The following is a 26,788-nucleotide window of genomic DNA, read 5'->3' as shown; positions in this document are numbered from 1 at the left end:
GAAACGGAAAATATAGAGCGGAATGATAGCGGATTTCGGGCCAGCGAGCCGGAGCGCTACCTGGGCCCACCCGGCGAGCCGGCCAGCATCCGGCTCAGCTTGTCCGCCAGGTCCGCGTACGTGAACGGTTTCGGCAGCAGGTTGATGCCGGGATCGAGCCGGCCATGGTGGACGATTGCATTGCGCGCGTAGCCCGTCGTGAACAGCACCGGCAGCTCGGGCCGGCTCGTGTGCACGGCGTCGGCCAACTGTCGCCCGTTCATGCCGCCGGGCAGCCCGACGTCCGTGAACAACAGGCGGATTTCGGGCCGCTCGCCGACGAGACGCAGCGCGCTCGCTCCGTCCTCCGCCAGCACGACGCGGTAGCCGAGTTCGCGCAGCATGTCGCTCGTTGCCGTGCGGACGCTTTCGTCGTCTTCGACGACCAGAATCGTTTCGCCGACACGGCTGGCCGGCACGGGCCGGAGGTCGGCCTGTTCGTCGCAGGCGACGTCGCCCGCGAGGCGCGGCAGGAACAGTTTGACCGTCGTGCCTTCCCCGGTCTCGCTGTAGATGCGCACATGCCCGCCCGATTGCTTGACGAAGCCGTAGATCTGGCTGAGCCCGAGCCCCGTGCCGTGACCCACTTCCTTCGTCGTGAAAAACGGCTCCATCGCGCGCTCGAGGACGTCCTTCGTCATGCCCGAGCCCGTGTCGCTGACGGCGATCATGACGTATTGCCCGGCGTCGAGCCCGTCGAATCGCGCAACATACGACGGGTCGAGTACGCAATTGGCCGTCTCGATCGTGAGCTTGCCGCCGCCGGGCATTGCGTCGCGCGCGTTGACGGCGAGATTGAGCAGCGCGCTCTCGAGTTGGTTCGCATCGACCGATACCCGCCAGAGGTCGGCCGCGTTGACGGCTTCTATCGAGATCGCTTCGCCGAGCGTGCGGCGCAGCAGATCGGACATGCCGGCCATGAGCTTGCCGACGTCGGTCGGCTTGGCGTCGAGCGCCTGGCGGCGCGAAAACGCGAGCAGGCGCCGCGTCAGGTTGGCGGCGCGCTCGGCGCCGCGCAGCGCGTTGTCGACGAAGCGCATCATGTCGGCGCCTTGCGGCAGCTGCTCGGCATTGGCGACGCGCCGCTGGAGCCCTTCGAGGCTGCCGATCACGACTTGCAGCAGGTTGTTGAAATCGTGCGCGATGCCGCCCGTCAACTGGCCGACGGCTTCCATCTTCTGCGACTGTCGCAATTGCGCTTCCACATTGCGCTTTTCGGTCAGATCGCGTGTGACTTTGGCAAAGCCGATCACCTCGCCCTCCGAGCCGACGATCGCATCGATCAGCACATTGGCCCAAAAGCGCGAGCCGTCCTTGCGCACGCGCCAGCCTTCGCCCTCGAACTTGCCCGTGCGCGCGGCACGGGACAGGACCGACTGCGGCACGCCGCTGCGGCGATCTTCTTCCGTGTAGAAGCGCGAGAAGTGCTGCCCGATGATTTCTTCGGACCGATAGCCCTTGATGCGCTGCGCGCCGGCATTCCAGCTCGTCACGTAGCCGTCGACGTCGAGCATGAAAATCGCGTAGTCGACCACGCTGTCGACGAGCAGGCGAAACCGCTGCTCGGTTTCGTCGAGCCGAACCGATGCTTCGCGTCCGCGATGTGCCTCGTCGCGGCTTTCGCGCAGATCGGCTTCGTTACGGCGCTGCTGGGTGGCTTCGTGCGCTTCGAGCAGGACGAACGCGACCTGTCCGGCATCGTCGCGCACCGGGCGCAAGGCCGCGTCGAGTACGACGGGCGGTTTCCCGGGCTCGGCCGCCGGCAGCGGTAGATCGAAGCGGGCCGTTTTGCCTGCCGCGACGCCCGCTATGGCTTGCCGCAGCGCTTCGTGCGCGCCCGGTTGCACTCCCGCGCTCGGGAATGCGTCGAGAAGCGGCCGGCCGATCAGATCGGTTCGCGGCAGCAACAGCGAGCCGAGGCCATCGCCGCTACGACTGCACTCGAGCACCGTACCTTCCGGGCTGAGCAGCGCGACGAACGCCGACATCTGTTCGAGCGCGATGCGCGCGAGCTTGCCTTGCATGACTTCGGACGACTCGTCCGGGTGGATCTTGGTACCGCGAACGGTCAAACGTTTGCCGAAGGGCGGTAAGGGAAGCTTCACCGTGGGCTCCGCTGGAAGTTCGATTGAGGTACGCGTGCACCACGTGCGGTCCCGCGCGCAGGCGAACATAAATCATAACAGTACGTACAGTGCGTCAATCGGTTTCGAATTTCATGTCGATTCCGGCCATGGAAACGTCGTGCGCGACTTGCGCCCAAGCGCGGAACGTCAGGCTCGCGCACCGCCCGTCGTGCGCTCGATCCCGGCCAAGTCTTGAAGCGACCTGACGTTCTCGAAGCCGGATGCCGCCAACAATGCGCGTACCGCAGCCGATTGATCGTAGCCGTGTTCGAACCACAAGTGGCCGCCGGCGGCCAAAAATGGGCCTGATCCGGCAACGATGGCCCGAATCGCAGTGAGTCCGTCCGATTCGTCCGTCAGTGCGCCTCTCGGTTCGAAGCGCAGGTCTCCTTCGTCGAGATGCGGATCGCTGGCCGCGATGTAGGGCGGGTTGCTGACGATCGTATCGAATTCGGGCGCGGGCTGGGACGAAGACGCCAGTGCGCCATACCAGTCGCCCCGCAGCCACGTGATGGGGCCGCCGGGGCGGGCCGGATCGAGCAGCTTGGCGGCGTTGCGCGCGGCGACGGCCAGCGCGGCTGCCGAACGGTCGACGGCCCAAACGCGGGCGTCGGGCCGAGCCGATGCAATGGCTACCGCGATCGCGCCGCTGCCCGTGCCGAGATCGAGTATGCGCGGGTGAGGGATCGATGCGATCGCATCGAGCGCTGTCTCGACCAGCAGCTCCGTTTCGGGGCGCGGGATCAATACGTCGGACGTGACTTCGAACGCAAGGCCGTAGAACTCCCGCACGCCGACGATCTGGGCAACCGGCACGCCTGCGATGCGCCTCGCTTCGAGCGCGTGAAACGCGGCCAACGCCTCGGCACCGAGCGGCTCGTTGCTTCGGGTGATGAGTTCCGTGCGCCGCCACCCCAGCGCATGACACAGCAGCACGCGCGCTTCGAGCATGGGCAGCGGGGAGGCGCGCAGCAAGTCGCCGACGGTGGCGAGCGGTGTGGCAGGGCCGGACGTCATGGGATAAGGCGAAGTCGGTCGTTGCGTGGGTGCGGCTGAAAAGGAGGCGAACGAAGCAAACGAAGCAAACTTGGGCGGTGCGTCAATCGGCGTCGCCTAGCGAGGCCAGCAACTCCGCCTGATGCTCGCTGACGAGCGCCGCGATCAGTTCGTCGAGATCGCCATCCATCATCGCTTCGAGCTTATAGAGCGTCAGGTTGATCCGGTGGTCGGTCAGCCGCCCTTGCGGGAAGTTGTAGGTGCGGATGCGCTCGGAGCGGTCGCCCGAGCCGACCAAACTCTTGCGCGTGGCCGCTTCCTTGGCGTGCTGCTCCTGGTACTGCTTGTCCTTGATGCGCGCGGCGAGCACCTTCAGCGCCCGGTCCTTGTTCTTGTGCTGAGAACGGTCGTCCTGGCATTCGACGACGATCCCCGTCGGCAAGTGCGTCACGCGCACGGCCGAATCGGTCTTGTTGATGTGCTGCCCGCCCGCGCCCGACGCGCGGAACGTATCGATCCGCAAGTCGGCGGGATTGATTTCGACTTCGCCGATCTCGTCGGCTTCGGGCATCACCGCCACCGTGCAGGCGGACGTGTGGATGCGGCCTTGCGTTTCCGTGGCCGGCACGCGCTGAACGCGGTGCCCGCCCGACTCGAACTTGAGCCGCGAATAGGCGCCCTGGCCCGCGATGCGCACGATCACTTCCTTGTAGCCGCCCAGATCGGACGCGCTCTCCGACATCATCTCGATCTGCCAGCGCTGGCGTTCGGCAAAGCGCAGATACATGCGCAGCAGGTCGCCCGCGAACAGCGCCGATTCGTCCCCGCCCGTGCCGGCACGGATTTCGAGGAAGATGTTGCGCTCGTCGTTCGGATCCTTCGGGAGCAGCATCTTGCGCAAGTCTTCCTCGAACTGCGCCATCTTGTCGCGCGACGCGCGCACTTCCTCTTCGGCGAACTCGCGCATCGACGCGTCCGAGAGCAGTTCCTGCGCCGTCGCGGCATCGGTGCGGGCCTGGCGCCAGTGCCCGTAATGCTCGACGACGGGGCCGATTTCGGCGTGCTCGCGCGTGAGCTTGCGGTACTGATCGAGATTGGCCGTCACGTCGGCGCGGCTCAGCAGGTCGTTCAGTTCGGCCAGCCGCGTCGTCAGCTGGTCGAGCTTGTGTTGCATGCTCGTTTTCATGTGCGGAGCGAGGCTCCCCGGAAAGAATGTGGAAGGATCAAGCGAGAGAGGGCGTGCAAGCGCGCCCGGGGCGGGGAGCGCCGCTAATGCTCGGACGAATCGGAGCGTTTGGCGTGCCCGTAGAAGCCGCCGAGCAATTCGACGAGCGTCGCGCGCTCATTGCTGCTCGCGCGGTTGAGCGCGTGGGTCGGGCCGTGGATCAGCTTGTTCGTCAGCGATTGCGAGAGCGCTTCGAGCACGGCGGCGGGATCGTCGCCGCGCGAAAGCATCTTCATCGCGCGCTCGAGTTCGACGCGGCGCAGCGCATCGGCCTGGGTATGCATGTGACGGATCACGGGCACGACACTGCGGGTGTCGAGCCATTGCATGAAGCTCTGCACGCGCGTTTCGATGATCGCCTCGGCCTGCGCGACGGCGGCTTGGCGCGAGGCGTTGCCCTCGCGCACGATCGCGCCGAGATCGTCGACCGTGTAGAGGAAAACGTCCTGCAGCTCGGCGACTTCGGGTTCGATGTCGCGCGGCACGGCCAGATCGACCATGAAGATCGGGCGGCGGCGGCGTGCCTTGATCGCGCGCTCGACGGCGCCGAGGCCGATGATCGGCAGCGTCGATGCCGTGCACGAGACGATGATGTCGAACTCGTGCATGCGGGCGGGCAGATCGGAGAGCGGCATCGCGTGCCCTCCGACGCGTTCGGCGAGCTTGGCGCCGCGCTCGATCGTGCGGTTGGCGATGACGAGCTCGCGCGGCTCCTGCGCCGCGAAGTGCGTGGCGCACAGTTCGATCATTTCGCCCGCGCCGATGAAGAGCACGCGCTGGCTGGAGATCTTGTCGAAGATGCGCTGGGCGAGCCTGACGGCCGCCGCGGCCATCGACACCGATTGCGCCCCGACTGCCGTGTTGCCGCGCACTTCCTTCGCGACGGCGAACGTGCGCTGAAAGAGCTGGTTCAGATAGGTGCCCAGCGCGCCGGCCTCGGAGGCCGAGCGCACGGCATTCTTCATCTGTCCGAGGATCTGCGTTTCGCCGAGCACCATCGAGTCGAGGCCCGAGGCGACCCGGAACGCGTGCCGGACGGCTTCCGACTGGGGCAGTGCGTAGACGTGCGGCGCGAGTTCATCCACGGACAGCCCATGGTAGCTCGACAGCCACTGCAGCGCGGATTCGCGCGCGGCGCGGTCATCCGTGGCGCAGTAGAGCTCGGTTCGGTTGCAGGTGGACAGAATCGCGGCTTCGGGGGCGGCCAGCGAGGAACGCGACTGCCACAAGCCCTGGAAGGCATCGAGCGCCGGCTTCAACTGATCGAGCGGAAACGCCACGCGCTCGCGCAATGCGACAGGCGCGGTGTGGTGATTGATTCCGATCGTGAGCAGTTGCATACGTGGGGTGCCATGGCCACCCGTGCTTGCGGACGGCGCTGATATTTCAGCCGGTTATTATAACGGTTCCGTCCCGAGGCTCGCTGAGCGCGTGTGCGCCGGCGAGCGCCCGAAAAATCGAGCGGGGCCGGCGGCGAGCGCCCACTGTCTCGAACTTGCCGCGTTCCCGCATTCGCCCGCTTCGCCCGTGCGGGCGGGTGTTTGGCGCTTGATGGCGGACGACGACCCGCGCGACACGTCTATGGCCCCAATAGCTGGCACGCCGTGTCCCGTCGGATCTCCTTAAATAGAGACAATAAGAGACTCACCATGCGATTTGGCGGTTTTCTTCGCGGCCCCGCGCGCCGCGGCGAAGTGACGTGCGGCGTCGGGAGACGCTGATGGGCTGGCCAGGCATCATCGTCCTCGGGCTCGCCGTCGCCTTGGCGGGCTGGGGGCTTCATCCGCTGCGCCGGACAAGCCGAGCGGGCCTGCCCATAGCCTTGATAGCCGGTATCGTCGCCGTTGCCGCCGCCAAGATGGCGGGTGACGTGTCGGGTCTTTTCCATGATGGCGAGACGCTCGAATGGCCCGTCTGCACGGGCCTCGCGTTGCTTGCCGTCGCCGTGGCGGTCGGTCTCGCGCCCCGCCGATGAACACAGGTGTTTGCAATGAACGATCGTCTTTCTCCTAACGCCGGGCTCGTTGCCGGCGACGGCTCGATCTCCGGACGGCTGGCCCGCCTGCGCGAAGCGATGGCGCGCGCGGGGCTCGCCGCCTATGTCGTACCGTCGTCGGACCCGCATTTGTCGGAGTATTTGCCGCAGCGCTGGCAGGCGCGCAAATGGCTGTCGGGCTTTACCGGCTCGGCCGGCACGCTCGTCGTCACGCTTGATTTCGCCGGCGTTTGGGCTGACAGCCGTTACTGGGTCCAGGCCCAAGCGCAGCTCGCCGGAACCGGCGTCGAACTCATGAAACTGTCCGGCGGCCCGCAGGGGCAGGGCCATGTCGACTGGCTCGCCCAGCGGCTTGCTGCCGGCGAACGCGCCGGGGTGGACGGCGCCGTGCTCGGTCTTGCGGCCGCGCGGACGCTTTCCGATGCGCTCGGCGCGCGCGGGATCGGGCTCGTGACCGACCTCGACCTGCTCGACACGGTCTGGACCGATCGGCCTGCGTTGCCCGCGAGCCCGGTCTACGAACATGCGCCGGCGGACGCTTGCGTCGCCCGGCCCGACAAGCTCGCGCTCGTGCGGGCGGCGATGCGCGAATCCGCGGCGCAGTGGCATTTCATCTCGACGCTCGACGACGTGGCTTGGCTCACCAACCTGCGCGGCGCGGACGTCAACTTCAATCCTGTGTTCGTCTCGCATGTGCTCGTGGGTCTCGACGAGGCGACGCTCTTCGTCGGCGAAGGCAAGGTCTCCGCCGCGATCGCCGAGGCCTTGGCTCGCGACGGCATCCGCGTCGCGCCCTACGAGCAAGCCCGGGCGGCGCTCGCGGCGCTGCCCGCCGGCTCGACGCTCCTGATCGACCCGCGGCGCGTGACGCTCGGCTTGCGCGAGGCTGTGCCGGCGGCCGTGAGTGTCGTCGAAGCGGTGAACCCGTCGACGTTCGCCAAATCGCGCAAAACGTCCGACGAAGCCGAGCGGGTACGCCGGACGATGGAGGAGGACGGTGCGGCGCTCGCCGAGTTCTTCACCTGGTTCGAAGAGGCGCTCGGCCGCCGCGAGCCGATCACCGAGTTGACGATCGACGAAAAGCTGACGGCCGAGCGCGCGCGCCGGCCCGGCTTCATCTCGCCTAGCTTCGCGACGATTGCCGGTTTCAACGGGAACGGCGCGATGCCGCACTATCGCGCGACAGCGGCTGCCCACGCGAAGATCGAAGGCGACGGCCTCTTGCTCATCGATTCGGGCGGCCAATACGTGACGGGGACAACCGATATCACGCGCGTCGTGCCAGTCGGCACGGTCAGCGAAGCCCAAAAGCGTGATTTCACGATCGTTCTCAAGGGCATGATTGCGTTGTCGCGGGCGCGCTTTCCGCGCGGTATCCGCAGCCCGATGCTCGATGCGATCGCGCGTGCGCCGATCTGGGAGGCCGGGATCGACTACGGCCACGGCACCGGGCACGGGGTCGGCTATTTCCTGAACGTGCACGAAGGCCCTCAGGTGATTGCGCACTACGCGCCGGCCGAGCCATACACGGCGATGGAAGAGGGCATGATCACGTCGGTCGAGCCTGGTGTCTATCGGCCGGATCAGTGGGGTGTGCGGATCGAGAACTTGGTGCTGAATCGTGCAGACGGAGACACCGAGTTCGGCTCGTTCCTCGCCTTCGAGACGCTGACGCTGTGTCCAATCGACACGCGCTGCGTGATGCCGTCGCTACTGCGCGAGGACGAGCGCGAGTGGCTGAACGCGTATCACGAGACGGTGCGGGAGCGCGTGGCGCCGCTCGTCGACGGTGCGGCGAAGGCGTGGCTCGAGGCGCGCACGCAGGCAATTTGACGTTATGCCGATGCTGACAAGGCTGTTGAACCTCAAAAAGGAAATCGCATGAAACCGAAGGTCGTCGTCTTCGATTTCGGCGGGGTGCTCATCGACTGGAACCCCGACTATCTCTATAGCAAGCTGATTCCGGATGCGGACGAACGTCGCCGCTTCCTCACGGAAGTCTGCACGATGGATTGGGTGGTGAGGCAAGACGGCGGCCAATCGATCGCGTCGGGTAACGAGGAGCTGATTGCCCGCTTTCCGCATGAAGCCGAGCGGATTCGCGCGTTCTACGGCCGGTGGACGGAAATGATCCGGGGCGTTTTCGCGGACAGCGTCGCGCTCGTCGACAAACTCGAGACCGCCGGCGTGCCGTTGTTCGGGCTCACGAATTGGTCGCACGAGACCTTCCCGTACGCATGGGAGAAATTCGATGTATTGCGCCGCTTTCGGGACATCGTCGTTTCGGGGCGCGTCAAGCTCGTCAAACCCGATCCGCGCATCTATGCCGAGACGTTCTCCCGCATCGACCGCCATTTGCCTGGCATTGCCCCGGGTGAGATCGTCTTCATCGACGACAACATCAAGAACGCCCATGCGGCCGCCGCAGCCGGGTGGCACGGCATCCATCACACGAGTGCCGCGGCGACCGAAGCGAAGCTGCGTGACTTGGGGCTGACGTTCGGCCAGTGAGGCTGAGGCCGAGGCTGCGCCCACGTGTGTGCGGTCGGCCTAGTTGGCCGATCGGCCGCGCCGGCAACGAAAAAGCGCCCCGCGGGGCGCTTTTTCAATGGCAGCGATGTAAGCCGATCCGCGGCGAGCCGAACGGTTCGCCATGCCGCGGTGCGCGATCCCTCGATCAGCGCGTGATCGGCTTGTAGCGCAGGCGCTTGGGCTTCGCGCCTTCTTCGCCGAGCCGCTTGCGCTTGTCGGCTTCGTACTCCTGGTAGTTGCCGTCGAAAAACACGGCTTGCGAGTCGCCTTCGAATGCCAGGATGTGCGTGGCGATGCGGTCGAGGAACCAGCGATCGTGCGAGATCACCATCACCGAGCCCGCGAATTCGAGCAGGGCGTCTTCGAGCGCGCGCAGCGTTTCGACGTCGAGATCGTTCGACGGCTCGTCGAGCAGCAGCATGTTGCCGCCGGCGATCAGCGTCTTGGCCAGGTGCAGACGGCCGCGCTCGCCGCCCGACAGATTGCCGACGTTCTTCTGCTGATCCGAGCCCTTGAAGTTGAAGCGGCCGATATAGGCGCGCGAGGGCGTTTCGTACTTGCCGACCGTCAGGACGTCGGCGCCGCCCGAGATCTCCTCGAACACCGTCTTGCTGCCGTCGAGCGCGTCGCGGCTTTGGTCGACATAGGCGAGCTTGACCGTCGGCCCCATCACGATTTCGCCCGAATCGGGCGTCTCGCGGCCCGTCAACATGCGGAACAGCGTCGACTTGCCGGCGCCGTTCGGACCGATGATGCCGACGATCGCGCCCGCCGGAATCTTGAAGCTGAGATCGTCGATGAGCAGACGGTCGCCGTAGGCCTTGCTGACGTTCTTGAACTCGACGACTTCATTGCCGAGACGTTCGCCGGCCGGAATGAAGATTTCCTGCGTCTCGTTGCGCTTCTGGTAATCCTGGCTCGACAGTTCCTCGAAGCGGGCGATACGCGCCTTCGATTTCGCCTGGCGTCCTTTCGGGTTCTGGCGGACCCATTCGAGTTCTTTCTTGATTGCCTTTTGGCGTGCCGACTCGGACGCTTCTTCCTGCTTCAGGCGCTCTTCCTTCTGATCGAGCCAGCTGCTGTAGTTGCCCTTCCAGGGGATGCCGTGGCCGCGGTCGAGTTCGAGAATCCACTCGGCCGCGTTGTCGAGGAAGTAGCGATCGTGGGTGACGGCGACGACCGTGCCCGGGAAGCGCGTGAGGAACTGCTCGAGCCATTCGACCGATTCGGCGTCGAGGTGGTTGGTCGGCTCGTCGAGCAGCAGCATGTCGGGCTTTTCGAGCAAGAGCTTGCACAGCGCGACGCGGCGTTTTTCGCCGCCGGAGAGGTGCGCGATCTTCGCGTCCCAGGCCGGCAGGCGCAGCGCGTCGGCGGCGACTTCGAGCTGCTGCTCGGGGCTGCCGCCGTCGCTGGCGGCGAGAATGGCTTCGTACTTCGCTTGCTCGGCCGCGAGCGCGTCGAAGTCGGCATCGGGTTCGGCGTAGGCCGCGTAGATTTCGTCGAGCTTTTTCTGTGCTTGGAATACGTCGCCGAGACCGTCCTCGACGGCTTCGCGCACCGTTTTTTCGGGATCGAGCTGCGGTTCTTGCGGCAGGTAGCCGATGTTCAGGTTCGGCATCGGTGTCGCTTCGCCTTCGATGTCGCGATCGACGCCGGCCATGATGCGGATGAGCGTGGACTTGCCCGAGCCGTTGAGGCCGAGCACGCCGATCTTCGCACCGGGGAAGAAAGATAGCGAGATGTCTTTCAGGATCTGACGCTTGGGCGGCACGATTTTGCCGACCCGGTTCATGGTTAAGACGTATTGGGCCATTTGCGTGAGTGAACGGAACGAGCCGCCGCCCAGGGATGCGGGGCGGCGTGCGGGTGAATGGAGGCGGAACGAGGAAGCCGGTTACCGCTTGCGACGCGGTATTTTAGCAATCGGGGCGGAGGTGGGTGGCGGATCTGCGTTTGGACAGCCGATAGGCGGACAGTAGGTGAACACCCTAGGCTCGAGTGATATGCTCTCGAACGCACCGAATCGATGTCAGCCTACGGTGCGGTAATGAACAAAAAACATGAGAGAGGGCATATGGGCCAAACCTGCGCAGCCGGGTTCTATCCGGCTTTCAAAGTCAATATGGAAGCGATCGGCTTGACGGCGCCGTCGAACCTGTTCGCTACACAAACGAGTACGCTCGGCGTAATCGGTCAGCTTGCGGGCGTCGTCCAGACCATGGGCATGAAGGTTACGCTACGAGAGCTTGTCGGCGCGGGCACGGTCGTGGAAAAACTGTCCTACCTCGGCGCGCTATACGGCGCCTACTACTTGGGCGGCATGATCGGCAGTCTCTGGGTCGCGGGCGATTCGTTCTATACCTGCAAAAACGGCCCGGCTGCAGCGGCGCAGATGCATCAAGCGATTTTCGCGTCCGGCATCGCACCATTTTCGCCGTCGATGCAGTTATTCCTGATGAACCACCCAGAACTGTTTGACTTGTCGTCGCAGCAACGCAAGACGTACGGGATGCGCGCACGCTCGGGCGCGGGGTTGTAGTGATGAAAGCCTGGCTCATCGACCGAGGATTGTTGTTGCTGTGCGCGGTAGGGTTTGTCGGTGGTGTGATCTTTCTATCGCGATGGATAGGCAATGACAACGTGTATTCCGCCGTCGTGACTATCACCGCGGTCGGGCTATGGTTTCGGGTTGCTCGGTTGACGAAGCTGTTGCGCCAACACGGCATCAATCCGGACGAAGACGCGAAGCTGGAGAGATGAGCCAAGCCTGTCCCCTCGCCAGTCGGCTCGTTCTCGGAGTGCTCGCGTTGATATCGGCCCACGCATTCGCAGATCAGACGCCGGCTGACGAGATCTCCTCTCGTAGCGGATTGCCTGCGAGCGAGGTCAGCGCGTTGCTGGCCGACTGTGATTCGAGTCAGACCAGCATGAATTTCTGCGCATGGCGCGACCAGCTCGTTGCAGAGCGGGAATTGCAACGGATCGTCGAAGAGCGAGAAGCGGAACATCCCGAGCGGAAAGCGGCGCTCGATTCGCGGATTGCGAAATGGACGAAGGCGCGCGACGCCTCGTGCAAGATGTCGGCGCGTACGGAGTGGGGCAGCGGATCGATGCGATCAGCCGCGCAGGCAATTTGCGCGACTGCGGCGACGAAAAAGAAGATGAAAGAGCTATCGATGATGGGCAGCCGCAAACCGTCCTGATCGGTGAGCGTCGGCTTTACAAGTCTCTATGCGAAGCGATGCCCCGTTTTTAGCCTCACAGACGGGCCGAATGTCAGTGCGAGGTCTCGCGCGTACATGTGGCGATCAGGTGCGCTGCACGGCTCCGTCCATGAACAGCGCCACCATCTGTGCGAACTCCTTGCGCAGCACGATTGTCGGCTCCATCAGCCAGCGCATCAGCGTGCCAAGGTACAGGTGGTGGAACCACGTTGTTAGCTGCTTGGTGGAGCAGCGATCGGATAGTTCTCCGGAGGCTTGCGCCTCGGCGATCAGCATGTACCAGAGCTGGGCGATGTCGCCGCGGTCGGGGTCGGCTTGCGTCGATGCCTGCGGCGATGCCTCGCCCAACGACAGGAAACGGTGGCGAAGGTAAGCGGCAAGGTGCTCGGGATGTCTTCCGCACCAGTCGGCCGACGCGTCGAGTTCAGCCGATACGCGCGCGACGAAGCCATTTCTGCGCTGTAGTTCCGGAGCGAGCCGCTCGAGATCGTGCTTCAACTCGGCTTCGAGCCAATGCGCGAGCAGCGCCTCCTTCGTGGGAAAGTGGTTATAGAGCGTGCGCTTGGCCACGTCGGCCTCGACCGCAATCTGCTCCATCGTGACGCTGCCGTACGGCTGCGTCTCGAACAGTCGTCCGGCCACGCTCACCAGATGAGCGACCATCTGCAAGCGCTTACGCTCCCGGCGCCCCGGTTCCTCGACAGTTGTCATGCGCGATATTCTCTGAAAGAATGCACGTTGTGCATTAATATACGACGTATTCTTTTGTGTTCAATGGCGCGGCCCGCGAAAGCAGGCCGACGACGAAGCATGAAATTTACCGTAGCGACGTATGGGACAGAAGGCGATACGCGGCCGCTCGCCGCACTTTGTCGTGCGCTGATCGACGCGGGGCACGAGACGCACTTGTTGGCAGACCGTGCGACGTTGCATGCGGCGCATGCGCTAGAGGTGCCGTGCACGCCGCTCTCCGGCGACATCCAGCAAGCGTTGGCGCCAGATGAAGCGCTGGGTGCAGTCGTCGGCAAACGCGGCAACGCGCAGGCGGCGGTGAAGGCGCTCGCTTCGATCGCGAATGCCAACACCACAGCCTGGATGCGCGAGGTGCTGGCAGTCGCTGACGGCAGCGACGCCATCATTTGGTCTGCTCTCGCTTCGTTCGTCGGGTTGTCGATCGGCGAGCGTTTGCGCATTCCCGCGATCGGCGCGTCGATGATTCCGATCACGCCGACGCGCGAGTTTGCTTCGCCGTTTTTGCGGCCCAGCATTGTGCCGGGCTTTCTGAACCGGGCGAGCCACCCGTTAGTCAACAACGCGATCTGGCGCGCGTTCCGCGGAGCGACGAACAAGGCGCGAGTCGATGTGTGCTCGCTGCCGCTGCGCAGGCGTAACTGGACCGATCATCCGGTTCTGTATGGGGTTTCCCGCGCATTGCTGCCGCAGCCGGCCGATTGGCCCGAGCACGCGCTCGTGTGCGGGCAATGGACATTGCCCGCTGGCGATGACGCCAATTGGACGCCTTCGGATTCACTGGTGGCCTTTCTCGAAGCCGGCGAACCACCGATTTATATCGGCTTCGGCAGCATGGCCGGATTCGATAGCGATCGCCTGACGAATGCGTTGATCGAGGCGGTCGACGGACGCCGGGCACTGTTCTATCCGGGGTGGAGCGGCGTTGACACATCGAGTTTGCCGTCGAACTTTTGCGTCATCGGCAATACGCCGCATACGTGGTTGTTTCCGCGCGTGTCGCTCGTGGTGCATCACGGCGGCGCGGGGACGACGCATTCGGCGACGCGCGCGGGCAAGCCGTCGGTCGTCGTGCCGTTCGCGGGCGATCAGTTCTTTTGGGCAGATCGGCTGCATCGGCTCGGTGTTGCAGCGCCAGCGGTCGACGGCAACGCACCTACGGCGGCGACCTTCGCGCGCGCTATCGAGTTCGCGTCACGGAGTGCCACGCGAGCGCGGGCCGAGGAGTTGGGTGTTGCGATGCGGGAGGAGGACGGATTGCACACGGCCGTTGCCGCCATCGAGCGCTTGGCGGCCGCGGGGCACGAACTCAGGGCCGTGGGGATTTGTCCGGTGAATGCGCATGCTTAGCGCCACATGCGGACAAGCACACCTTTGAATCGTCCAATGAAAGAGAGACGTCAAGGTCGATCTCGACGCCCGCCGTCAGTGCCCGCACGCGTCGCACAAACGTCGGCGTAAATGAGTGAAGCATCTCCGGACGTTCTTCGATGTCGCGAGCAAGGAAGGCCAGGAACGGGCCGAAAGCCCGGTGTTCCTGGTTATCAGCGGGAGAGCACACGGCGGTTTCCCAATAATTGAGATCGCTCAGACGTTAAACAAGAAATTCATGACGTCGCCGTCATGCACGACGTATTCCTTGCCTTCCGCCCGCATCTTCCCGGCTTCCTTCGCGCCTTGCTCGCCCTTGAATGCGACGTAATCGTCAAACGAAATCGTCTGCGCACGAATGAACCCGCGCTCGAAATCGGTGTGGATCACCCCGGCCGCTTGCGGCGCCGTATCGCCGATATGGATCGTCCACGCGCGCACTTCCTTCACGCCCGCCGTGAAATACGTCTGCAGGCCGAGCAGCTTGAAGCCCGCGCGGATCACGCGGTTCAGGCCCGGCTCGTCCATGCCCATGTCGGCCAGGAAGACTTCCTTGTCTTCATCGGCCAGATCGGCGATTTCCGCTTCGATCGCCGCACACACAGCGACGACCGGCGCCTTTTCAGCCTCCGCATACTTGCGCACCGCCTCGAGATGCGGATTGTTCTCGAACCCGTCGTCCTTGACGTTCGCCACGTACATCGTCGGCTTGGCCGTGATGAGACAGAACGGCTTGAGCAGCGCTTCTTCATCTTCCGTCAGATCCAGCGCTCGAATCGGCTTGGCGGCGTCGAGCTGTGCCCGCGCCTTCTCCAGCACGGCGGCGAGCTTGACCGCTTCCTTGTCGTTGCCCGACTTGGCGGCCTTCGCATAACGCGTCAGCGACTTTTCGACGGTCGCCAAATCGGCAAGCGCGAGTTCCGTGTTGATGACCTCGATGTCCGACAGCGGATCGACCTTGCCGGCCACGTGGATGACGTTCTCGTCCTCGAAACAGCGCACGACGTGCGTGATCGCGTCGGTTTCGCGGATGTTCGCGAGGAACTGGTTGCCGAGGCCTTCGCCCTTGCTCGCGCCCGCCACCAGACCGGCGATGTCGACGAATTCGACAACGGCCGGCACGATGCGCTCGGGTTTGACGATTTCGGAGAGCGCATTGAGCCGCGCATCGGGCACTTCAACGACGCCGACGTTCGGCTCGATCGTGCAGAACGGGTAGTTCTCGGCGGCGATGCCCGCTTTGGTCAGCGCATTGAACAGGGTGGACTTGCCGACGTTGGGCAAGCCGACGATGCCGCATTTGAGGCTCATGGGAAAACCTTGGAACTCGAAAGGTTGCAATTGTATCGCGTTCGGAGACCCGGCCCGTCGCCGGAAGGCCGGGTTCGCGCGCAATGAGGAAGGTGCAGGTCCTCGGCCCCGGACCCGGGCGGAGGAGGCGGCGGGCTCGGAGATTGCGCGTGCGGCGATCTTCCGATGCTACACTTCGTCGCGTGTGCACCTAGATGCACCGGCAGTCGTCTTTCGATCATGGGACCGGCATGCAAGGAACTGGCGACGACATTCCGACCGCTCAAATTAGCTACCACGGCACTTCCTGGCAGCGACTACGGCTGAACTTGCTGACCCCGACCGCGATCGTCGTCGGGGCGTTCGTCATCGCCTGTTTCATGGTTACGCTGTGCGGCGTGGTGGTCTATCAGTCGCGCGCGGACGCTCTGGAACGCGCGCGGGAGACGTCGCGCAACATCGCTTTGGTTGCCGAGCGCGACATCGAGCGGAATTTCGAGCTGTACGCGCTCTCGCTGCAGGCCGTCATCGACGGCGTCCGCGACCCCGAAATCATGGCGCTCGCGCCCCGCTTGCGGCGCGAGGCATTGTTCGATCGCGCCGTCTCGGCCAGCTATCTCGGCTCCGTGCTGGTGCTCGACCCAACCGGCCAAGTCATCCTCGATTCGCTCAGCGATACCGCTCCCGATTTCAATTTCAGCGACCGGCGATATTTCACGATCCAACGGGATAACCCAAATGTCGGGCTCTATGTCAGCGATCCCTATTTCTCGCGGCTGCGCGGCCGCTCGCCGAGCATCGCGCTCACTCGCCGGATTTCCAAGCCGGACGGCTCGTTCGGCGGAATCGTGCTGGTGGCGGTCCAGCTTGCCTATTTCCACGATCTCTTTTCCGGGCTGCAACTCGGTCCCCACGGCTCCATGGCGCTGATCGGCGAAGATGGCGTCATGGTGATGCGCCAGCCTTACGATCCGGCCGTCGTCGGCCGAAACATCAGCAATGCGAGTACCTTCCGGAAATTCCTCACGGCGCCGGAAGGCAGCTTCACCGATACGGCTTCGATCGACGGAATTCGAAGGCTCTACTACTTCAAGCACCTGCGCCATCTTCCGCTCATCATCATGGTCGCGGAGGGCGAGACCGACATCTACGCGGCATGGACGCGGCGCGCGCTCATCATCGGCTATTTGATGGCAGCGTTCGCGGTGGCCTTCGTCGGGCTGGCGTTCATACTGGCCGCGCAATTGCGCCACCGGATGCGCGCGGAAAGCGAATTGGCGCTGCTCGCGCGTACCGACGGGCTCACCGGCTTGAACAACCGCCGCACGCTCGGCGAAATTCTCGATCAGGAATGGCGCCGGGCACGGCGCACCCGTAGCGTGTTCTCGCTGCTGTTCGTCGATGTGGACTGTTTCAAGGCCTACAACGATTTCTACGGCCACCAAGCCGGCGACGACGCGCTCGCCGCGGTCGCCAAGTGCATCGGCGAGAACATCCGCCGTCCGGCGGACAGCGCCGCCCGCTATGGGGGCGAGGAGTTTCTCGTCGTGCTGCCGGATACGTCGCCGCCGGGCGCGGTGGCCATCGCCGAAAACATCCGGACGGCCATCAGCAATCTCGGCATCGTGCACGCGGCGAGCGAGTACGGGCGGGTGACGGCGAGCATCGGCGCGGCCGCGTGGACGCCCGAGATCGATGGCGACGTGACCGAGGTGATTCGCGCGGCGGATCGGGCGCTGTACGACGCGAAGGCGACCGGCCGCAACCGAGTCGCGGTGTGCTATGCGCAGCCGGCGCTGGCGCCCGCCGATGGGGTGAACCCTTAAAGAAGGGAGAACCCTCGAGTTCTTTTTGCGGTTCGCTGCGCGTGGCCGGGCGTTTTGCCGCATTCGGCCTCCGCCGTCCGGGCCTGGCAGGATTTGATTCCATGTTGTCCCGAAAGGTGATTTCGGCTAGACGCGGCTTGACCCACAATGAGCGCCGGGAAATCGCCATGTCATTCGGGGGCTGGAAATGAAATTTATCGAAGGCCGCGCCTTCACGGGAGAGCGCCCTTGGGCCGCGCTCGATATCGCCAACATGAACGGCATCACGGTGCGGCTGCACTGGACCGACGAACCCTACGACTGGCACGTCAACGACGGCGAGGAAGTGTTCGCGGTGATGGACGGGCAGGTGCGCATGGACTATCGCGAAAACGGCCGCGCTCACTCGGTGCTCATGAACGCGGGCGACATCTTTTTCGCCGCGGTCGGCACGGAGCACGTCGCGCATCCGGTCGGCGAGGCGCGCGTGCTCGTGATCGAAAAGGAAGGCAGCATCTGAGGGGAAGGCAGCATCTGACGAAAGGCGAGCCCGGCTATAATCGCCCATCATGACCGCCCATCATCAGACGTTCCACGTTGCCGTCGTCGGCGGCGGCCTCGTCGGCAAAAGCGCCGCGCTCGCGCTGGCTCAAGCGGGGCTGCGCGTCGCGCTCGTCGCGCAGCCGGCCGCGCCGCGTCCGGCCGACTTACCGTTCGACGCGCGCATCTACGCGCTCTCCGCCAGTTCGCAAGCGCTGCTCGAGCGGCTGCGTATCTGGCAGGCCCTCGATCACGATCGGCTCGCGCCCGTCTACGACATGCGCGTATTCGGCGACGCGCTCGCCGAACTGCATTTCTCGGCATTCCAATCCGCCGTGCCGCAGCTCGCCTGGATCGCCGAGTCGTCGTTGATCGAACAGGCGCTCGATGCCGCGCTGCGGTTCCAGCCGCAGGTGAGCTGGCTCGATACGCGCGCTCAAGGGCTCGACGTGAAGCCGGATGCGGCTTGCCTCGCGCTCGCGAACGGCCAAGTGCTCGAAGCCGACCTCGTGGTCGGCGCGGACGGCGCGCATTCATGGGTGCGCGCCCAGATCGGCGCGCACGTGACGCGGCGCGACTACCGGCAAACGGGCGTCGTGGCGAACTTCAAGGCCGAAAAGCCGCACGGCGAGACCGCCTACCAATGGTTCGTCGAGGGTGAGATCGTCGCGCTGCTGCCGCTGCCCGATTCCCACGTGTCGCTGGTCTGGTCGGCGCAGGCCGATCACGCGCGCGAGTTGCTTGCTCTCGCGCCCGCGCAGCTCGAGGCGGCTGTCGAACAGGTCACGCACGGCCGTCTCGGCGAGCTCGAATGCGTCGGGCCCGCGCACGGATTTCCGCTGGCGCGGCAGTCGGTCGATCGGCTGATCGCGCCGCGCGTCGCGCTCGTCGGCGATGCCGCCCATCTGATTCATCCGCTCGCCGGCCAGGGCATGAATCTTGGCCTGCGCGACGTCGCCGCGCTCGCCGATGTCATGGCCAAGAAAGAGCCGTTTCGCGATCTCGGCGATCTCGTGTTGTTGCGCCGCTATGAACGCGCGCGACGCGAGGACATTGGCGCATTGACGCTCGCGACGGACGGTTTGCAGCGCATGTTTTCCGTACCCGGCACGCTCGCGCGGTCGGTGCGCAACGCCGGAATGGCGTTCGTCGGCGCGCAGCCGTTCGTCAAGCGCTGGCTCGTTTCGGCCGCGCTGGGATAATCGACCCAACACCGTACACGTACATGTATTCGTACACGCACCCGTAAGGACATTCATCATGCCCATCGCCATGCGAATCGCTGCCTGCGCGGCGCTTGCCGCCGCCGTCGCGCTCGGCTGCACGGCCCACGCCGACCAAACGACCGACAAGCTGAAGTCGACTTTGCAAGCGCGTCTTCCCGAAATCACGATCAAGAGCATTTCGAAGGCGCCCATCGCCGGGCTCTACGAGGTCAATCTGGGCACCCAGATGGTCTACACCGACGCAAGCGGCGATTACGTGATCGCCGGCGACCTCGTCGATACCAAGACGCGCAGCAACCTGAGCGAGGCGCACCTGGCCGAACTGAACAAGGTCGACTTCGCGACTCTTCCGCTCGATCGCGCCGTCAAGGTCGTCAAAGGCAACGGCAGCCGCCGCATCGCCGTCTTCTCCGATCCGAACTGCCCGTATTGCAAGCAGCTCGAAACGACGCTGAAGTCCGTCGACAACGTGACCGTCTATACGTTCTTGTATCCGGTGCTGTCGCCCGATTCGCTGGTGAAGTCAAAGGCGATCTGGTGCTCGGCCGATCGCGGGAAGGCATGGGAGGCGTGGATGATCGACCGTCAGCCGCCGGCCAGCCCCGCGGGGAATTGCGACACGTCCGTGCTGGACAAGAACCTCGCGTTGGGGCATAGCCTGAACGTGACCGGCACGCCGACGATCTTCTTGTCCGACGGCCATCGACTGCCCGGCGCCGTGTCCGCGAGCGCGCTCAACGAGGCGCTGGCGAGCGCGCACTGAGGCGCTCGATCCCGATTCTTGTTTCAACGACTCTGCCCGAGATATTGCGCCAATTGATGAAGCCGACCCGCTACGCGATCGTCCCCAAGAACCCCTCCGCCCACCTGTTCGAAGTCACGCTGACGCTGGCCGATCCCGACCCGGCCGGCCAGCGGTTCACGTTGCCCACGTGGATTCCCGGCAGCTACCTCGTTCGCGAGTTCGCCCGCAACATCGTGACGCTTAGCGCGTTCAACGAGGCGGGGCGCAAGGTGCGTATCGAGAAGACCGACAAGCAGACGTGGCAGGCCGCGCCCGTGAAGGGCGGCGTGCTGACGCTGCGCTACGAGGTCTATGCCTGGGACATGTCGGTGCGCACGGCGCACTTGGACGATACGACGGGTTTTTTCAACGGATCGAGCGTGTTCTTGCTGCCTGTGGGCCGCGAGGAAGCCGCCTGCGCCGTCGACATTCAAAAGCCGGCGGGCTCGGGGTACGCCGATTGGCGCGTGGCGACGGCTTTGCCGGAAGTGCGCGGCACGAAGCGCTACGGTTTCGGCGAGTACCGCGCGCAGAACTATGACGAGCTGATCGATCATCCGGTTACGCTCGGGCGATTCGCGCTCGCCACGTTCAAGGCGCATGGCGTGCCGCACGACATCGTCATCGCGGGGCGTACTGTCTCGGTCGACATGAGCCGGCTCGCGAACGATTTGAAGCGCATCTGCGAAACCCAGATCGCGCTGTTCGAACCGCGTACGAAAAAAGCGCCCGTCGACCGCTACGTGTTCATGACGCAGGCCGTCAGCGACGGGTACGGCGGGCTCGAGCATCGGGCGTCGACCGCGCTCATCTGCAATCGCGCCGATCTGCCCGTTCTCGGGCGGCCCGAGATGTCGGAGGGTTATCAGACGTATCTCGGCTTGTGCAGCCACGAGTACTTCCACACGTGGAACGTCAAGCGGATCAAGCCCGCCGCATTCGCGCCGTACGATCTTTCGCGCGAAAACTACACGTCGCTGCTGTGGCTGTTCGAAGGTTTCACGTCGTACTACGACGACCTGATGCTCGTGCGCAGCGGCGCGATCACGGAAGCCGACTATTACGCGCTGGTCGGCAAGACGCTCGGCGGCGTGCTGCGCGGCAGCGGCCGTCTGAAGCAGAGCGTCGCCGAAAGCTCGTTCGACGCCTGGATCAAGTATTACCGCCAGGACGAGAACGCGCCGAACGCGATCGTCAGCTACTACCAGAAGGGCTCGCTTGTTGCGTTGGCGTTCGATCTCGCGATTCGCGCGCGCACCGATCACCGCAAATCGCTCGACGACGTCATGCGGCTGCTTTGGCAGCGCTACGGCCGACAGTTCTACAGCGGCAAGATGGCCGGCGTGGCTGAGGACGAAGTGGCGGCGCTGATTGCCGAAGCGACGGGCGTCGAACTCGGGCCGTTGTTCGAGGAGGCGGTCCACGGTACGCGCGACCTGCCGCTCGAGGCGCTGCTCGAGCCGTTCGGCGTGACGCTCGAGCCGCAACTGAGCGGCGGCAACGGTCAGGCCGCGCCAGGCGCGGCCGATGGCAAGGCGGGCGGCAAGCCGTCGCTCGGCGCGCGTCTGCGGGCCGGCGCCGACTGCACGCTGGCGGCCGTGCACGACGGTAGCGCGGCGCAGAAGGCGGGCCTCTCGGCCGGCGACGTGCTGATCGCCGTCGATGGCCTGCGCGTGACGGGTTCGAATCTCGATACGCTGCTCTCGCGCTATCTCCCGGGGGCGACCGTCGAAATTCATGCGTTCCGGCGCGACGAGCTGCGCGTCGCGCGCGTCAAGCTCGACGGGCCCGAGGTGGCGCGCTACAAGCTGGTTGCCGCCGAGGAGAAGCGCGGGGCGCCGGCGCGGCGCGCACGCGAGCGCTGGCTGCGCGGCTGATAGGCTGATAGGCTGATGGCAGGCGGCTCGGGGGGCTCCATTTCCTGGTTTCCTGCCGTTTTCGCCGATCCGCGCCCGGTAGGGGCGGATCGACGCCCCCAATCGTTCTATTGCTGCAACAATCCGTCCTCTTTACCCTACTTTTTCCGCGTCGGGCCAACCACGACAATGGCTTCACTCGCGCAGAACTGCGCTACCCACTTGGAGCCCGACATGACGACCATCCTTCAACTGAACTCCGCCGCCCGTTCGCAAGGCGCGAACTCGACGCTGCTGGCCAATGAACTGGCCGCGAAGCTGCAGCAAGCGAATCCGGGCGCGAAGCTCGTGCTGCGCGACTTGCAGGCCGACGCGCTGCCCCACCTCGACGACGCCGTGCTCGGCGCGTTCTTCACGCCGGCCGAGCAGCGCACGCCGGGGCAAGCGGCGATCGCCGCGCGCAGCGATGCACTGATCGATGAGTTGCAAGCCGCGGACGTGATCATCATCGGCGCACCGATGTACAACTTTGGCATCTCGTCGCAGCTGAAGACGTATTTCGACTGGATCGCCCGCGCCGGCGTGACGTTCCGCTATACGGCGAACGGCCCCGAAGGTCTCGTGAAGGGGAAGAAGGTTTACGTCGTCGCCGCGCGCGGTGGTAAGTATGCGGGTACGCCGGCCGACAGCCATACGCCGCACCTGAAGACGTTTCTCGGCTTCATCGGCATCACCGACGTCGAGTTCATCTATGCGGAAGGCCTGAACATGGGCCCGGACGCAGCGGGCGCCGCGCTCGCTTCGGCCCGCGAAGCGATTGCTGCTGCCGCCTAAACGCTGAAATCGTCGTACCAGGGTCTGCTATTGGCCTGAGCAGGACATCAGTCGCGCTGCCTTCCGGGCAGCGCGATTTTTTGCTTTCAGGCGTCCGCGGTTTCGGGCAGCCGCCAATCGATGGGCGCGCGGCCGTTCTCGACGAGATATTCGTTGGCGAGCCGGAAGTGCCCGCAGCCGAGAAAGCCGCGGTGCGCCGACAGCGGCGACGGGTGCGGCGCCTCCAGCACGCAATGCGGCCGTGCGTCGAGCAGCGCGCGCTTGGCCTGTGCGTGTGCGCCCCAGAGCATGAAGACGAGATGCTCGTGCCGGTGGGCCAGCTCGTGGATCAGCGTGTCGGTGCAGGCTTCCCAGCCGTGCTTCGCATGGCTGGCCGCCTTGGCTTGCTCGACCGTCAGCACGGTGTTGAGCAGCAGCACGCCTTGCCGCGCCCAGGCGTCGAGGCACCCATGCGCGGGCATGACGTAACCGAACTCGGCGGCGATTTCCTTGAAGATGTTGCGTAGCGAAGGCGGCGGCCGCACGGGCGACGGTACCGAAAACGCCAGACCGTGCGCTTGCGGGTGGCCCTTGTCGTCGCCGTGGTAGGGATCCTGGCCGACGATGACGACCTTGACGTCGCCGGGGCTCGTCGATCGCAGCGCGCGGAAGACGTCGGCCGGGTAGACCGTCTTGCCTGCGTCGATCTGCGCGTCGACGAACGTGCAAAGCGGACGATAGGCATGGCCTTCGAGGAAGGCGCGCAGGTGCTCGCGCCACGCGGGCGGCAGGGTGGCGAATTGCGATTCGAGCGGGCCGGCGAGCCCCTGCGGGACGTTGGACTCGTGTGATCCGAACAGCGCCTTCGGTGCGGTGATGCCTTTAGTGACGCCTTTAGGCGCTTCGGTCCCTTGATCCTCGGACCGCTTCGACAGGTTCGCCGCCGGCACGACTGCCGCCTCGTCCGCCATATCGAACAGCGACCTTTGTGCCGCGTCGCTCGCAGCCCGACCCTTCTTCGTTTTCACCGCGCACACAGCCGATAACCCCGTTGTGCCTTGTTGACGTTCTCGGGTGCCAGCCCCGGCACCGCGGCCGACAACTGGCCTGTCAGCGCCTGCAGCGAGCGCTCGTCGCCCCGCAGCAGTTCGATTTCGACTTCGCTGATCGCTTCCCGGCGCGTCTGCCCGCCTACCGTGGCCGTGACTTCGCCACGGTCGATGGCGGCCTCGATGTGCGCGCCGTCGAGCTCCAGACGCCAAAGGCGCCGAACGAACACCGTCCGAAAACGCTCGCCGAGTTCGGGGGCCGCGGTGCGCAGCGCGGCGAGCGCCGCCTCGTCGTCGCAGGCCGCAGCGAGCGTGTCGAATTCGAGCGCTTCCTTCGCGACGGCCGTTTCCCACTCGTGACGGCTATGCAGCCCACCCGAGGCCGTGCCCGCCGCCTTCAGCGTCTGCAGCCAACCGTCGGGGGTCTTGCGCAGCCGCAGGGCGATCTTCGCGCCGGCAAGCGCGAGAGAAGCGGTATCGAAGTAGAGGTTCACGAGCGGGACGTCGCGCCCGGGCGTGCCGGCGATGCCGGTCAAGAAGCGATCGGCCGCGTCGACCCGATCGGGCGGCAGCGTCAATTTGATTTCGCGTTCGATGCCCATGCTCAATTGCGTGTAGTCGTATAGCCGTGTAGCCGTGTAGCCGTGCGGCCGGGTTCAGAAAAACATCTGCGACAGGGCGGCGCCCGGTTCGTCGGCGCGCATGAACGCCTCGCCGACGAGGAACGTGTGGACGCCGTTCGCGCGCATGCGTTCGACGTCGGCGCGCGCCAAGATGCCCGATTCGGTGACGACGATGCGATCGTCGGGTAGCGCGTCCAGCATACCGAGCGTCGTGTCGAGCGAGGTTTCGAACGTGCGCAGATTCCGGTTGTTGATGCCGATGAGCGGCGTCTTGAGCGTCAGTGCCTGCGTCAGTTCGGCCCGATCGTGCACTTCGACGAGCACCGCCAGCCCGAGCGAATGCGCGAGCGCCTCGAGTTCTTGCATTTCGTCGAGCGAGAGCGCGGCCGCGATCAGCAAGATCGCGTCGGCACCCATGGCGCGCGCTTCGACGACTTGGTACGGATCGACGATGAAGTCCTTGCGCAGCACGGGCAGGCTGCAGGCGGCGCGGGCCGCTTCGAGATAAGCGGCGCTGCCTTGGAAGAACTGCACGTCGGTCAGCACGGACAGGCACGCCGCGCCGCCTTTCTCGTACGAGCGCGCGATATCGGCGGGCACGAAGTGTTCGCGCAGCACGCCTTTGGATGGGCTTGCCTTTTTGACTTCGGCGATGACGGCGGCCGCCCCGGCCGCGTGCTTGGCGCGCAGCGCGCCGACGAAGTCGCGCAGATCGCGCGACGATGCCGCGAGGCGCAACTCGTCGAGCGGCGCGCTCCGTTGAGCCGCGCGCACTTCTTCGCGTTTGACCGCGATGATCCGTTCGAGAATGTCGCTCATGGACGAAGCCCTTCTTGCTGGTCGGTGGTTTCGATGATGTGTTTCCGGTGCAGTACGCCGATGCCTGCCGGCATCAGGCGTCAATGCTTGAATTGCTGCGTGAAGCGTACGAGTTCGTCGACCTTCGCGCGCGCGCGGCCGGACGCGATCGTTTCCCGCGCGATTTCGATGCCGTCCGCGATCGATGCGACGATGTTCGCCGCGTACAGCGCCGTACCCGCGTTGAGCGTGACGATCTCGCGCGCCACGCCGGGTTGGTTGTCGAGCGCTTGGAGCAGAATCGTCTTCGATTCGTTCGCATCCGCCACTTTCAGCGACCGGTTCGACACCATCTGCAGACCGAAGTCCTCGGGGTGGATCTCGTACTCGTGCACCTGGCCGTCGCGCAGTTCGCCGACGAGCGTGGCCGCACCCAGCGAGACTTCGTCCATGCCGTCCTTGCCGTAGACGACGAGCACGTGCTTCGCGCCGAGGCGCTGCATCACGCGCACCTGGATGCCGACGAGGTCCTGGTGAAACACGCCCATCAATTGATTGGGCGCGCCGGCCGGGTTCGTGAGCGGCCCGAGGATGTTGAAGATCGTGCGCACGCCCAGCTCGCGCCGCACCGGCGCGATGTTCTTCATCGCGGGATGGTGATTGGGCGCGAACATGAAGCCCATGCCGGTCTCGGCGATCGATGCGGCGACCTGCTCGGGCTGCAGATCGATGTTCACGCCGAGCGCTTCGAGCACGTCGGCGCTGCCCGACTTGCTCGATACGCCGCGGCCGCCGTGCTTGGCGACCTTGGCGCCCGCCCCGGCGACGACGAACATCGTCGTCGTCGAGATGTTGAAGGTATTGGCGCCGTCGCCGCCGGTGCCGACGATGTCGACGAAGTTGGCGTTGTCGGGCACCTCGACATGACGCGCGAACTCGCGCATGACGGTGGCCGCGGCCGCGATTTCGCCGATCGTTTCCTTCTTCACGCGCAAGCCGGTGATGATCGCCGCGGCCATCACGGGCGACATGTCGCCGCGCATGATGAGCCGCATCAAGTGCAGCATCTCGTCGTGGAAGATCTCGCGGTGCTCGATCGTGCGCTGCAGTGCTTCTTGCGGGGTGATGGTCATGGCTGCGCCTTTCCTTTCGTCAAGCGGCTTGTTTCGCCTTCGTTCCGTTCAGGAAGTTCTCGAGCAGCGCGTGGCCGTGCTCGGACAGGATCGATTCGGGATGGAACTGCACGCCTTCGACGGCGAGCGTCTTGTGGCGCACGCCCATGATCTCGCCGTCCTCGGTCCAGGCCGAGACTTCGAGACAATCAGGCAGCGATTCGCGCTCGATCGCGAGCGAGTGGTAGCGCGTCACGTCGAAGTGCTTGGGCAGATTGGCGAATACACCCTTGCCGTCGGTTTCGATGCGGCTCACCTTGCCGTGCATGATCGTCTGCGCACGCACGACGCGGCCGCCGAATGCTTCGCCGATCGCCTGATGGCCGAGGCAGACGCCGAGGATCGGAAGCTTACCGGCGAATTGCCGCAGCACGTCGAGCGTGATGCCGGCGTGTTGCGGATTGCTCGGGCCCGGCGAGAGGCAGATGCGCTCGGGATTCATCGCCGCGATTTGCTCGAGCGTGATTTCGTCGTTGCGATAGGTGTGCACGTCCTCGCCGAGTTCGCCGAAATACTGCACGAGGTTGTAGGTGAACGAATCGTAGTTGTCGATCATCAGCAACATGATGTATC

General features: G+C 65.0%; 26 protein-coding genes. 13 read left to right on the top strand and 13 right to left on the bottom strand.

The window, feature by feature from the left end:
• Positions 1-56: 56 nt before the first annotated feature.
• The 4 genes from DWV00_RS28100 to hemA all read right to left on the bottom strand — a co-directional run bounded on the left by DWV00_RS28100 (position 57) and on the right by hemA (position 5,726).
• Positions 57-2,144 carry a hybrid sensor histidine kinase/response regulator gene (locus tag DWV00_RS28100; RefSeq protein WP_181885611.1) on the bottom strand — a complete coding sequence of 696 codons (2,088 nt, stop codon included), beginning with the start codon at positions 2,142-2,144 and terminating at the stop codon, positions 57-59.
• Positions 2,145-2,312: 168 nt separating this feature from the next.
• Positions 2,313-3,182 carry a peptide chain release factor N(5)-glutamine methyltransferase gene (gene prmC, locus DWV00_RS28095; RefSeq protein ID WP_115536904.1) on the bottom strand — a complete coding sequence of 290 codons (870 nt, stop codon included), beginning with the start codon at positions 3,180-3,182 and terminating at the stop codon, positions 2,313-2,315.
• An 82-nt stretch (positions 3,183-3,264) separates the two neighbouring features.
• Positions 3,265-4,347, bottom strand: coding sequence for a peptide chain release factor 1 (gene prfA / locus DWV00_RS28090; protein WP_115536903.1), 1,083 nt, complete (start codon positions 4,345-4,347; stop codon positions 3,265-3,267).
• An 83-nt stretch (positions 4,348-4,430) separates the two neighbouring features.
• Positions 4,431-5,726 carry a glutamyl-tRNA reductase gene (hemA, locus tag DWV00_RS28085; protein WP_115536902.1) on the bottom strand — a complete coding sequence of 432 codons (1,296 nt, stop codon included), beginning with the start codon at positions 5,724-5,726 and terminating at the stop codon, positions 4,431-4,433.
• 380 nt (positions 5,727-6,106) lie between these two features.
• Between hemA and DWV00_RS28080 the strand changes: the two genes are divergently transcribed.
• The 3 genes from DWV00_RS28080 to DWV00_RS28070 are packed head-to-tail and all read left to right on the top strand — an operon-like array spanning position 6,107 to position 8,893.
• Positions 6,107-6,361 (top strand): hypothetical protein, encoded by a 255-nt coding sequence (locus tag DWV00_RS28080; RefSeq protein ID WP_115537034.1) that lies wholly within the window; start codon positions 6,107-6,109, stop codon positions 6,359-6,361.
• A 15-nt stretch (positions 6,362-6,376) separates the two neighbouring features.
• Entirely contained in the window at positions 6,377-8,215 is a 1,839-nt protein-coding gene (locus tag DWV00_RS28075) for an aminopeptidase P family protein (RefSeq protein ID WP_115536901.1), read from the top strand.
• Positions 8,216-8,263: 48 nt separating this feature from the next.
• On the top strand, positions 8,264-8,893 hold the full coding sequence (locus DWV00_RS28070) for an HAD family hydrolase (RefSeq protein ID WP_115536900.1): 630 nt from the start codon (positions 8,264-8,266) through the stop codon (positions 8,891-8,893).
• 166 nt (positions 8,894-9,059) lie between these two features.
• On the opposite strand, the gene ettA is transcribed toward DWV00_RS28070, so the two are convergent.
• Positions 9,060-10,727, bottom strand: a complete 1,668-nt coding sequence (ettA, locus tag DWV00_RS28065) for an energy-dependent translational throttle protein EttA (RefSeq protein ID WP_115536899.1) — start codon at positions 10,725-10,727, stop codon at positions 9,060-9,062.
• A gap of 234 nt (positions 10,728-10,961) precedes the next feature.
• Here ettA and DWV00_RS28060 point away from each other — a divergent pair, with 234 nt between their 5' ends.
• From DWV00_RS28060 to DWV00_RS35005, 3 genes are read left to right on the top strand one after another with little or no spacing between them, the layout of a single operon-like run.
• Positions 10,962-11,453 carry a hypothetical protein gene (locus DWV00_RS28060; protein ID WP_245965070.1) on the top strand — a complete coding sequence of 164 codons (492 nt, stop codon included), beginning with the start codon at positions 10,962-10,964 and terminating at the stop codon, positions 11,451-11,453.
• Positions 11,454-11,455: 2 nt separating this feature from the next.
• On the top strand, positions 11,456-11,674 hold the full coding sequence (locus tag DWV00_RS28055; protein ID WP_115536897.1) for a hypothetical protein: 219 nt from the start codon (positions 11,456-11,458) through the stop codon (positions 11,672-11,674).
• A complete protein-coding gene (locus tag DWV00_RS35005; protein ID WP_425452849.1) occupies positions 11,593-12,117 on the top strand; it encodes a lysozyme inhibitor LprI family protein in 525 nt (174 codons plus the stop codon). Before DWV00_RS28055 ends, DWV00_RS35005 begins: the two co-directional genes overlap by 82 nt.
• Before the next feature lie 105 nt (positions 12,118-12,222).
• Here the strand turns inward: DWV00_RS35005 and DWV00_RS28045 are convergent, their stop codons facing one another.
• Positions 12,223-12,849, bottom strand: coding sequence for a TetR/AcrR family transcriptional regulator (locus tag DWV00_RS28045; RefSeq protein ID WP_115536895.1), 627 nt, complete (start codon positions 12,847-12,849; stop codon positions 12,223-12,225).
• A 99-nt stretch (positions 12,850-12,948) separates the two neighbouring features.
• Here DWV00_RS28045 and DWV00_RS28040 point away from each other — a divergent pair, with 99 nt between their 5' ends.
• Positions 12,949-14,238, top strand: a complete 1,290-nt coding sequence (locus DWV00_RS28040) for a glycosyltransferase (protein ID WP_115536894.1) — start codon at positions 12,949-12,951, stop codon at positions 14,236-14,238.
• Here the strand turns inward: DWV00_RS28040 and DWV00_RS35125 are convergent.
• Together DWV00_RS35125 and ychF are read right to left on the bottom strand one after the other, a co-directional pair.
• Positions 14,198-14,449, bottom strand: coding sequence for a type II toxin-antitoxin system PrlF family antitoxin (locus DWV00_RS35125; RefSeq protein ID WP_181885610.1), 252 nt, complete (start codon positions 14,447-14,449; stop codon positions 14,198-14,200). The genes DWV00_RS28040 and DWV00_RS35125 overlap by 41 nt on opposite strands.
• Before the next feature lie 26 nt (positions 14,450-14,475).
• Positions 14,476-15,570 (bottom strand): redox-regulated ATPase YchF, encoded by a 1,095-nt coding sequence (gene ychF / locus DWV00_RS28030; RefSeq protein WP_115536892.1) that lies wholly within the window; start codon positions 15,568-15,570, stop codon positions 14,476-14,478.
• A gap of 230 nt (positions 15,571-15,800) precedes the next feature.
• Here ychF and DWV00_RS28025 point away from each other — a divergent pair, with 230 nt between their 5' ends.
• The 6 genes from DWV00_RS28025 to DWV00_RS28000 all read left to right on the top strand — a co-directional run bounded on the left by DWV00_RS28025 (position 15,801) and on the right by DWV00_RS28000 (position 22,594).
• Positions 15,801-17,375 (top strand): sensor domain-containing diguanylate cyclase, encoded by a 1,575-nt coding sequence (locus DWV00_RS28025; protein WP_115536891.1) that lies wholly within the window; start codon positions 15,801-15,803, stop codon positions 17,373-17,375.
• A gap of 187 nt (positions 17,376-17,562) precedes the next feature.
• Entirely contained in the window at positions 17,563-17,874 is a 312-nt protein-coding gene (locus DWV00_RS28020; RefSeq protein ID WP_115536890.1) for a cupin domain-containing protein, read from the top strand.
• A gap of 49 nt (positions 17,875-17,923) precedes the next feature.
• A complete protein-coding gene (locus DWV00_RS28015) occupies positions 17,924-19,096 on the top strand; it encodes a UbiH/UbiF family hydroxylase (protein ID WP_115536889.1) in 1,173 nt (390 codons plus the stop codon).
• Positions 19,097-19,154: 58 nt separating this feature from the next.
• A complete protein-coding gene (locus tag DWV00_RS28010; RefSeq protein ID WP_115536888.1) occupies positions 19,155-19,883 on the top strand; it encodes a DsbC family protein in 729 nt (242 codons plus the stop codon).
• A gap of 56 nt (positions 19,884-19,939) precedes the next feature.
• The gene (locus tag DWV00_RS28005) at positions 19,940-21,781 is read left to right on the top strand and encodes a M61 family metallopeptidase (RefSeq protein WP_115536887.1); all 1,842 of its coding nucleotides are present in this window, start codon (positions 19,940-19,942) and stop codon (positions 21,779-21,781) included.
• Between the two features lie 213 nt (positions 21,782-21,994).
• Positions 21,995-22,594, top strand: a complete 600-nt coding sequence (locus DWV00_RS28000; protein WP_115536886.1) for an FMN-dependent NADH-azoreductase — start codon at positions 21,995-21,997, stop codon at positions 22,592-22,594.
• 86 nt (positions 22,595-22,680) lie between these two features.
• Here DWV00_RS28000 and DWV00_RS27995 read toward each other — a convergent pair whose 3' ends face one another.
• The 5 genes from DWV00_RS27995 to DWV00_RS27975 form a co-directional block, all read right to left on the bottom strand.
• Positions 22,681-23,544, bottom strand: coding sequence for a uracil-DNA glycosylase (locus DWV00_RS27995; protein ID WP_115536885.1), 864 nt, complete (start codon positions 23,542-23,544; stop codon positions 22,681-22,683).
• A gap of 53 nt (positions 23,545-23,597) precedes the next feature.
• A complete protein-coding gene (locus tag DWV00_RS27990) occupies positions 23,598-24,224 on the bottom strand; it encodes a CYTH domain-containing protein (RefSeq protein ID WP_115536884.1) in 627 nt (208 codons plus the stop codon).
• Between the two features lie 54 nt (positions 24,225-24,278).
• Positions 24,279-25,064, bottom strand: a complete 786-nt coding sequence (gene trpC / locus DWV00_RS27985) for an indole-3-glycerol phosphate synthase TrpC (protein ID WP_115536883.1) — start codon at positions 25,062-25,064, stop codon at positions 24,279-24,281.
• Positions 25,065-25,144: 80 nt separating this feature from the next.
• Positions 25,145-26,176 (bottom strand): anthranilate phosphoribosyltransferase, encoded by a 1,032-nt coding sequence (gene trpD, locus DWV00_RS27980; protein ID WP_115536882.1) that lies wholly within the window; start codon positions 26,174-26,176, stop codon positions 25,145-25,147.
• 19 nt (positions 26,177-26,195) lie between these two features.
• Positions 26,196-26,780, bottom strand: coding sequence for an aminodeoxychorismate/anthranilate synthase component II (locus tag DWV00_RS27975; protein WP_115536881.1), 585 nt, complete (start codon positions 26,778-26,780; stop codon positions 26,196-26,198).
• Positions 26,781-26,788: the final 8 nt, after the last annotated feature.

This window comes from Trinickia dinghuensis, from assembly GCF_003367175.1.
In the GTDB taxonomy this organism is placed as follows: Bacteria; Pseudomonadota; Gammaproteobacteria; order Burkholderiales; family Burkholderiaceae; genus Trinickia; species Trinickia dinghuensis.
The sequence above is the reverse complement of the archived record's forward strand: the minus strand, read 5'-3'. Positions and strand labels throughout refer to the sequence as shown.

Excerpts from the sequence above, each read along its gene's own strand:
- prmC (WP_115536904.1), bottom strand. The coding sequence starts at position 3,182 with ATGACGTCCGGCCCTGCCACACCGCTCGCCACCGTCGGCGACTTGCTG.
- prfA (WP_115536903.1), bottom strand. The coding sequence starts at position 4,347 with ATGAAAACGAGCATGCAACACAAGCTCGACCAGCTGACGACGCGGCTG.
- hemA (WP_115536902.1), bottom strand. The coding sequence starts at position 5,726 with ATGCAACTGCTCACGATCGGAATCAATCACCACACCGCGCCTGTCGCA.
- DWV00_RS28080 (WP_115537034.1), top strand. The coding sequence starts at position 6,107 with ATGGGCTGGCCAGGCATCATCGTCCTCGGGCTCGCCGTCGCCTTGGCG.
- DWV00_RS28075 (WP_115536901.1), top strand. The coding sequence starts at position 6,377 with ATGAACGATCGTCTTTCTCCTAACGCCGGGCTCGTTGCCGGCGACGGC.
- DWV00_RS28070 (WP_115536900.1), top strand. The coding sequence starts at position 8,264 with ATGAAACCGAAGGTCGTCGTCTTCGATTTCGGCGGGGTGCTCATCGAC.
- ettA (WP_115536899.1), bottom strand. The coding sequence starts at position 10,727 with ATGGCCCAATACGTCTTAACCATGAACCGGGTCGGCAAAATCGTGCCG.
- DWV00_RS28060 (WP_245965070.1), top strand. The coding sequence starts at position 10,962 with ATGAACAAAAAACATGAGAGAGGGCATATGGGCCAAACCTGCGCAGCC.
- DWV00_RS28055 (WP_115536897.1), top strand. The coding sequence starts at position 11,456 with ATGAAAGCCTGGCTCATCGACCGAGGATTGTTGTTGCTGTGCGCGGTA.
- DWV00_RS35005 (WP_425452849.1), top strand. The coding sequence starts at position 11,593 with ATGGTTTCGGGTTGCTCGGTTGACGAAGCTGTTGCGCCAACACGGCAT.
- DWV00_RS28045 (WP_115536895.1), bottom strand. The coding sequence starts at position 12,849 with ATGACAACTGTCGAGGAACCGGGGCGCCGGGAGCGTAAGCGCTTGCAG.
- DWV00_RS28040 (WP_115536894.1), top strand. The coding sequence starts at position 12,949 with ATGAAATTTACCGTAGCGACGTATGGGACAGAAGGCGATACGCGGCCG.
- ychF (WP_115536892.1), bottom strand. The coding sequence starts at position 15,570 with ATGAGCCTCAAATGCGGCATCGTCGGCTTGCCCAACGTCGGCAAGTCC.
- DWV00_RS28025 (WP_115536891.1), top strand. The coding sequence starts at position 15,801 with ATGCAAGGAACTGGCGACGACATTCCGACCGCTCAAATTAGCTACCAC.
- DWV00_RS28020 (WP_115536890.1), top strand. The coding sequence starts at position 17,563 with ATGAAATTTATCGAAGGCCGCGCCTTCACGGGAGAGCGCCCTTGGGCC.
- DWV00_RS28015 (WP_115536889.1), top strand. The coding sequence starts at position 17,924 with ATGACCGCCCATCATCAGACGTTCCACGTTGCCGTCGTCGGCGGCGGC.
- DWV00_RS28010 (WP_115536888.1), top strand. The coding sequence starts at position 19,155 with ATGCCCATCGCCATGCGAATCGCTGCCTGCGCGGCGCTTGCCGCCGCC.
- DWV00_RS28005 (WP_115536887.1), top strand. The coding sequence starts at position 19,940 with ATGAAGCCGACCCGCTACGCGATCGTCCCCAAGAACCCCTCCGCCCAC.
- DWV00_RS28000 (WP_115536886.1), top strand. The coding sequence starts at position 21,995 with ATGACGACCATCCTTCAACTGAACTCCGCCGCCCGTTCGCAAGGCGCG.
- DWV00_RS27995 (WP_115536885.1), bottom strand. The coding sequence starts at position 23,544 with ATGGCGGACGAGGCGGCAGTCGTGCCGGCGGCGAACCTGTCGAAGCGG.
- DWV00_RS27990 (WP_115536884.1), bottom strand. The coding sequence starts at position 24,224 with ATGGGCATCGAACGCGAAATCAAATTGACGCTGCCGCCCGATCGGGTC.
- trpC (WP_115536883.1), bottom strand. The coding sequence starts at position 25,064 with ATGAGCGACATTCTCGAACGGATCATCGCGGTCAAACGCGAAGAAGTG.
- trpD (WP_115536882.1), bottom strand. The coding sequence starts at position 26,176 with ATGACCATCACCCCGCAAGAAGCACTGCAGCGCACGATCGAGCACCGC.
- DWV00_RS27975 (WP_115536881.1), bottom strand. The coding sequence starts at position 26,780 with ATGTTGCTGATGATCGACAACTACGATTCGTTCACCTACAACCTCGTG.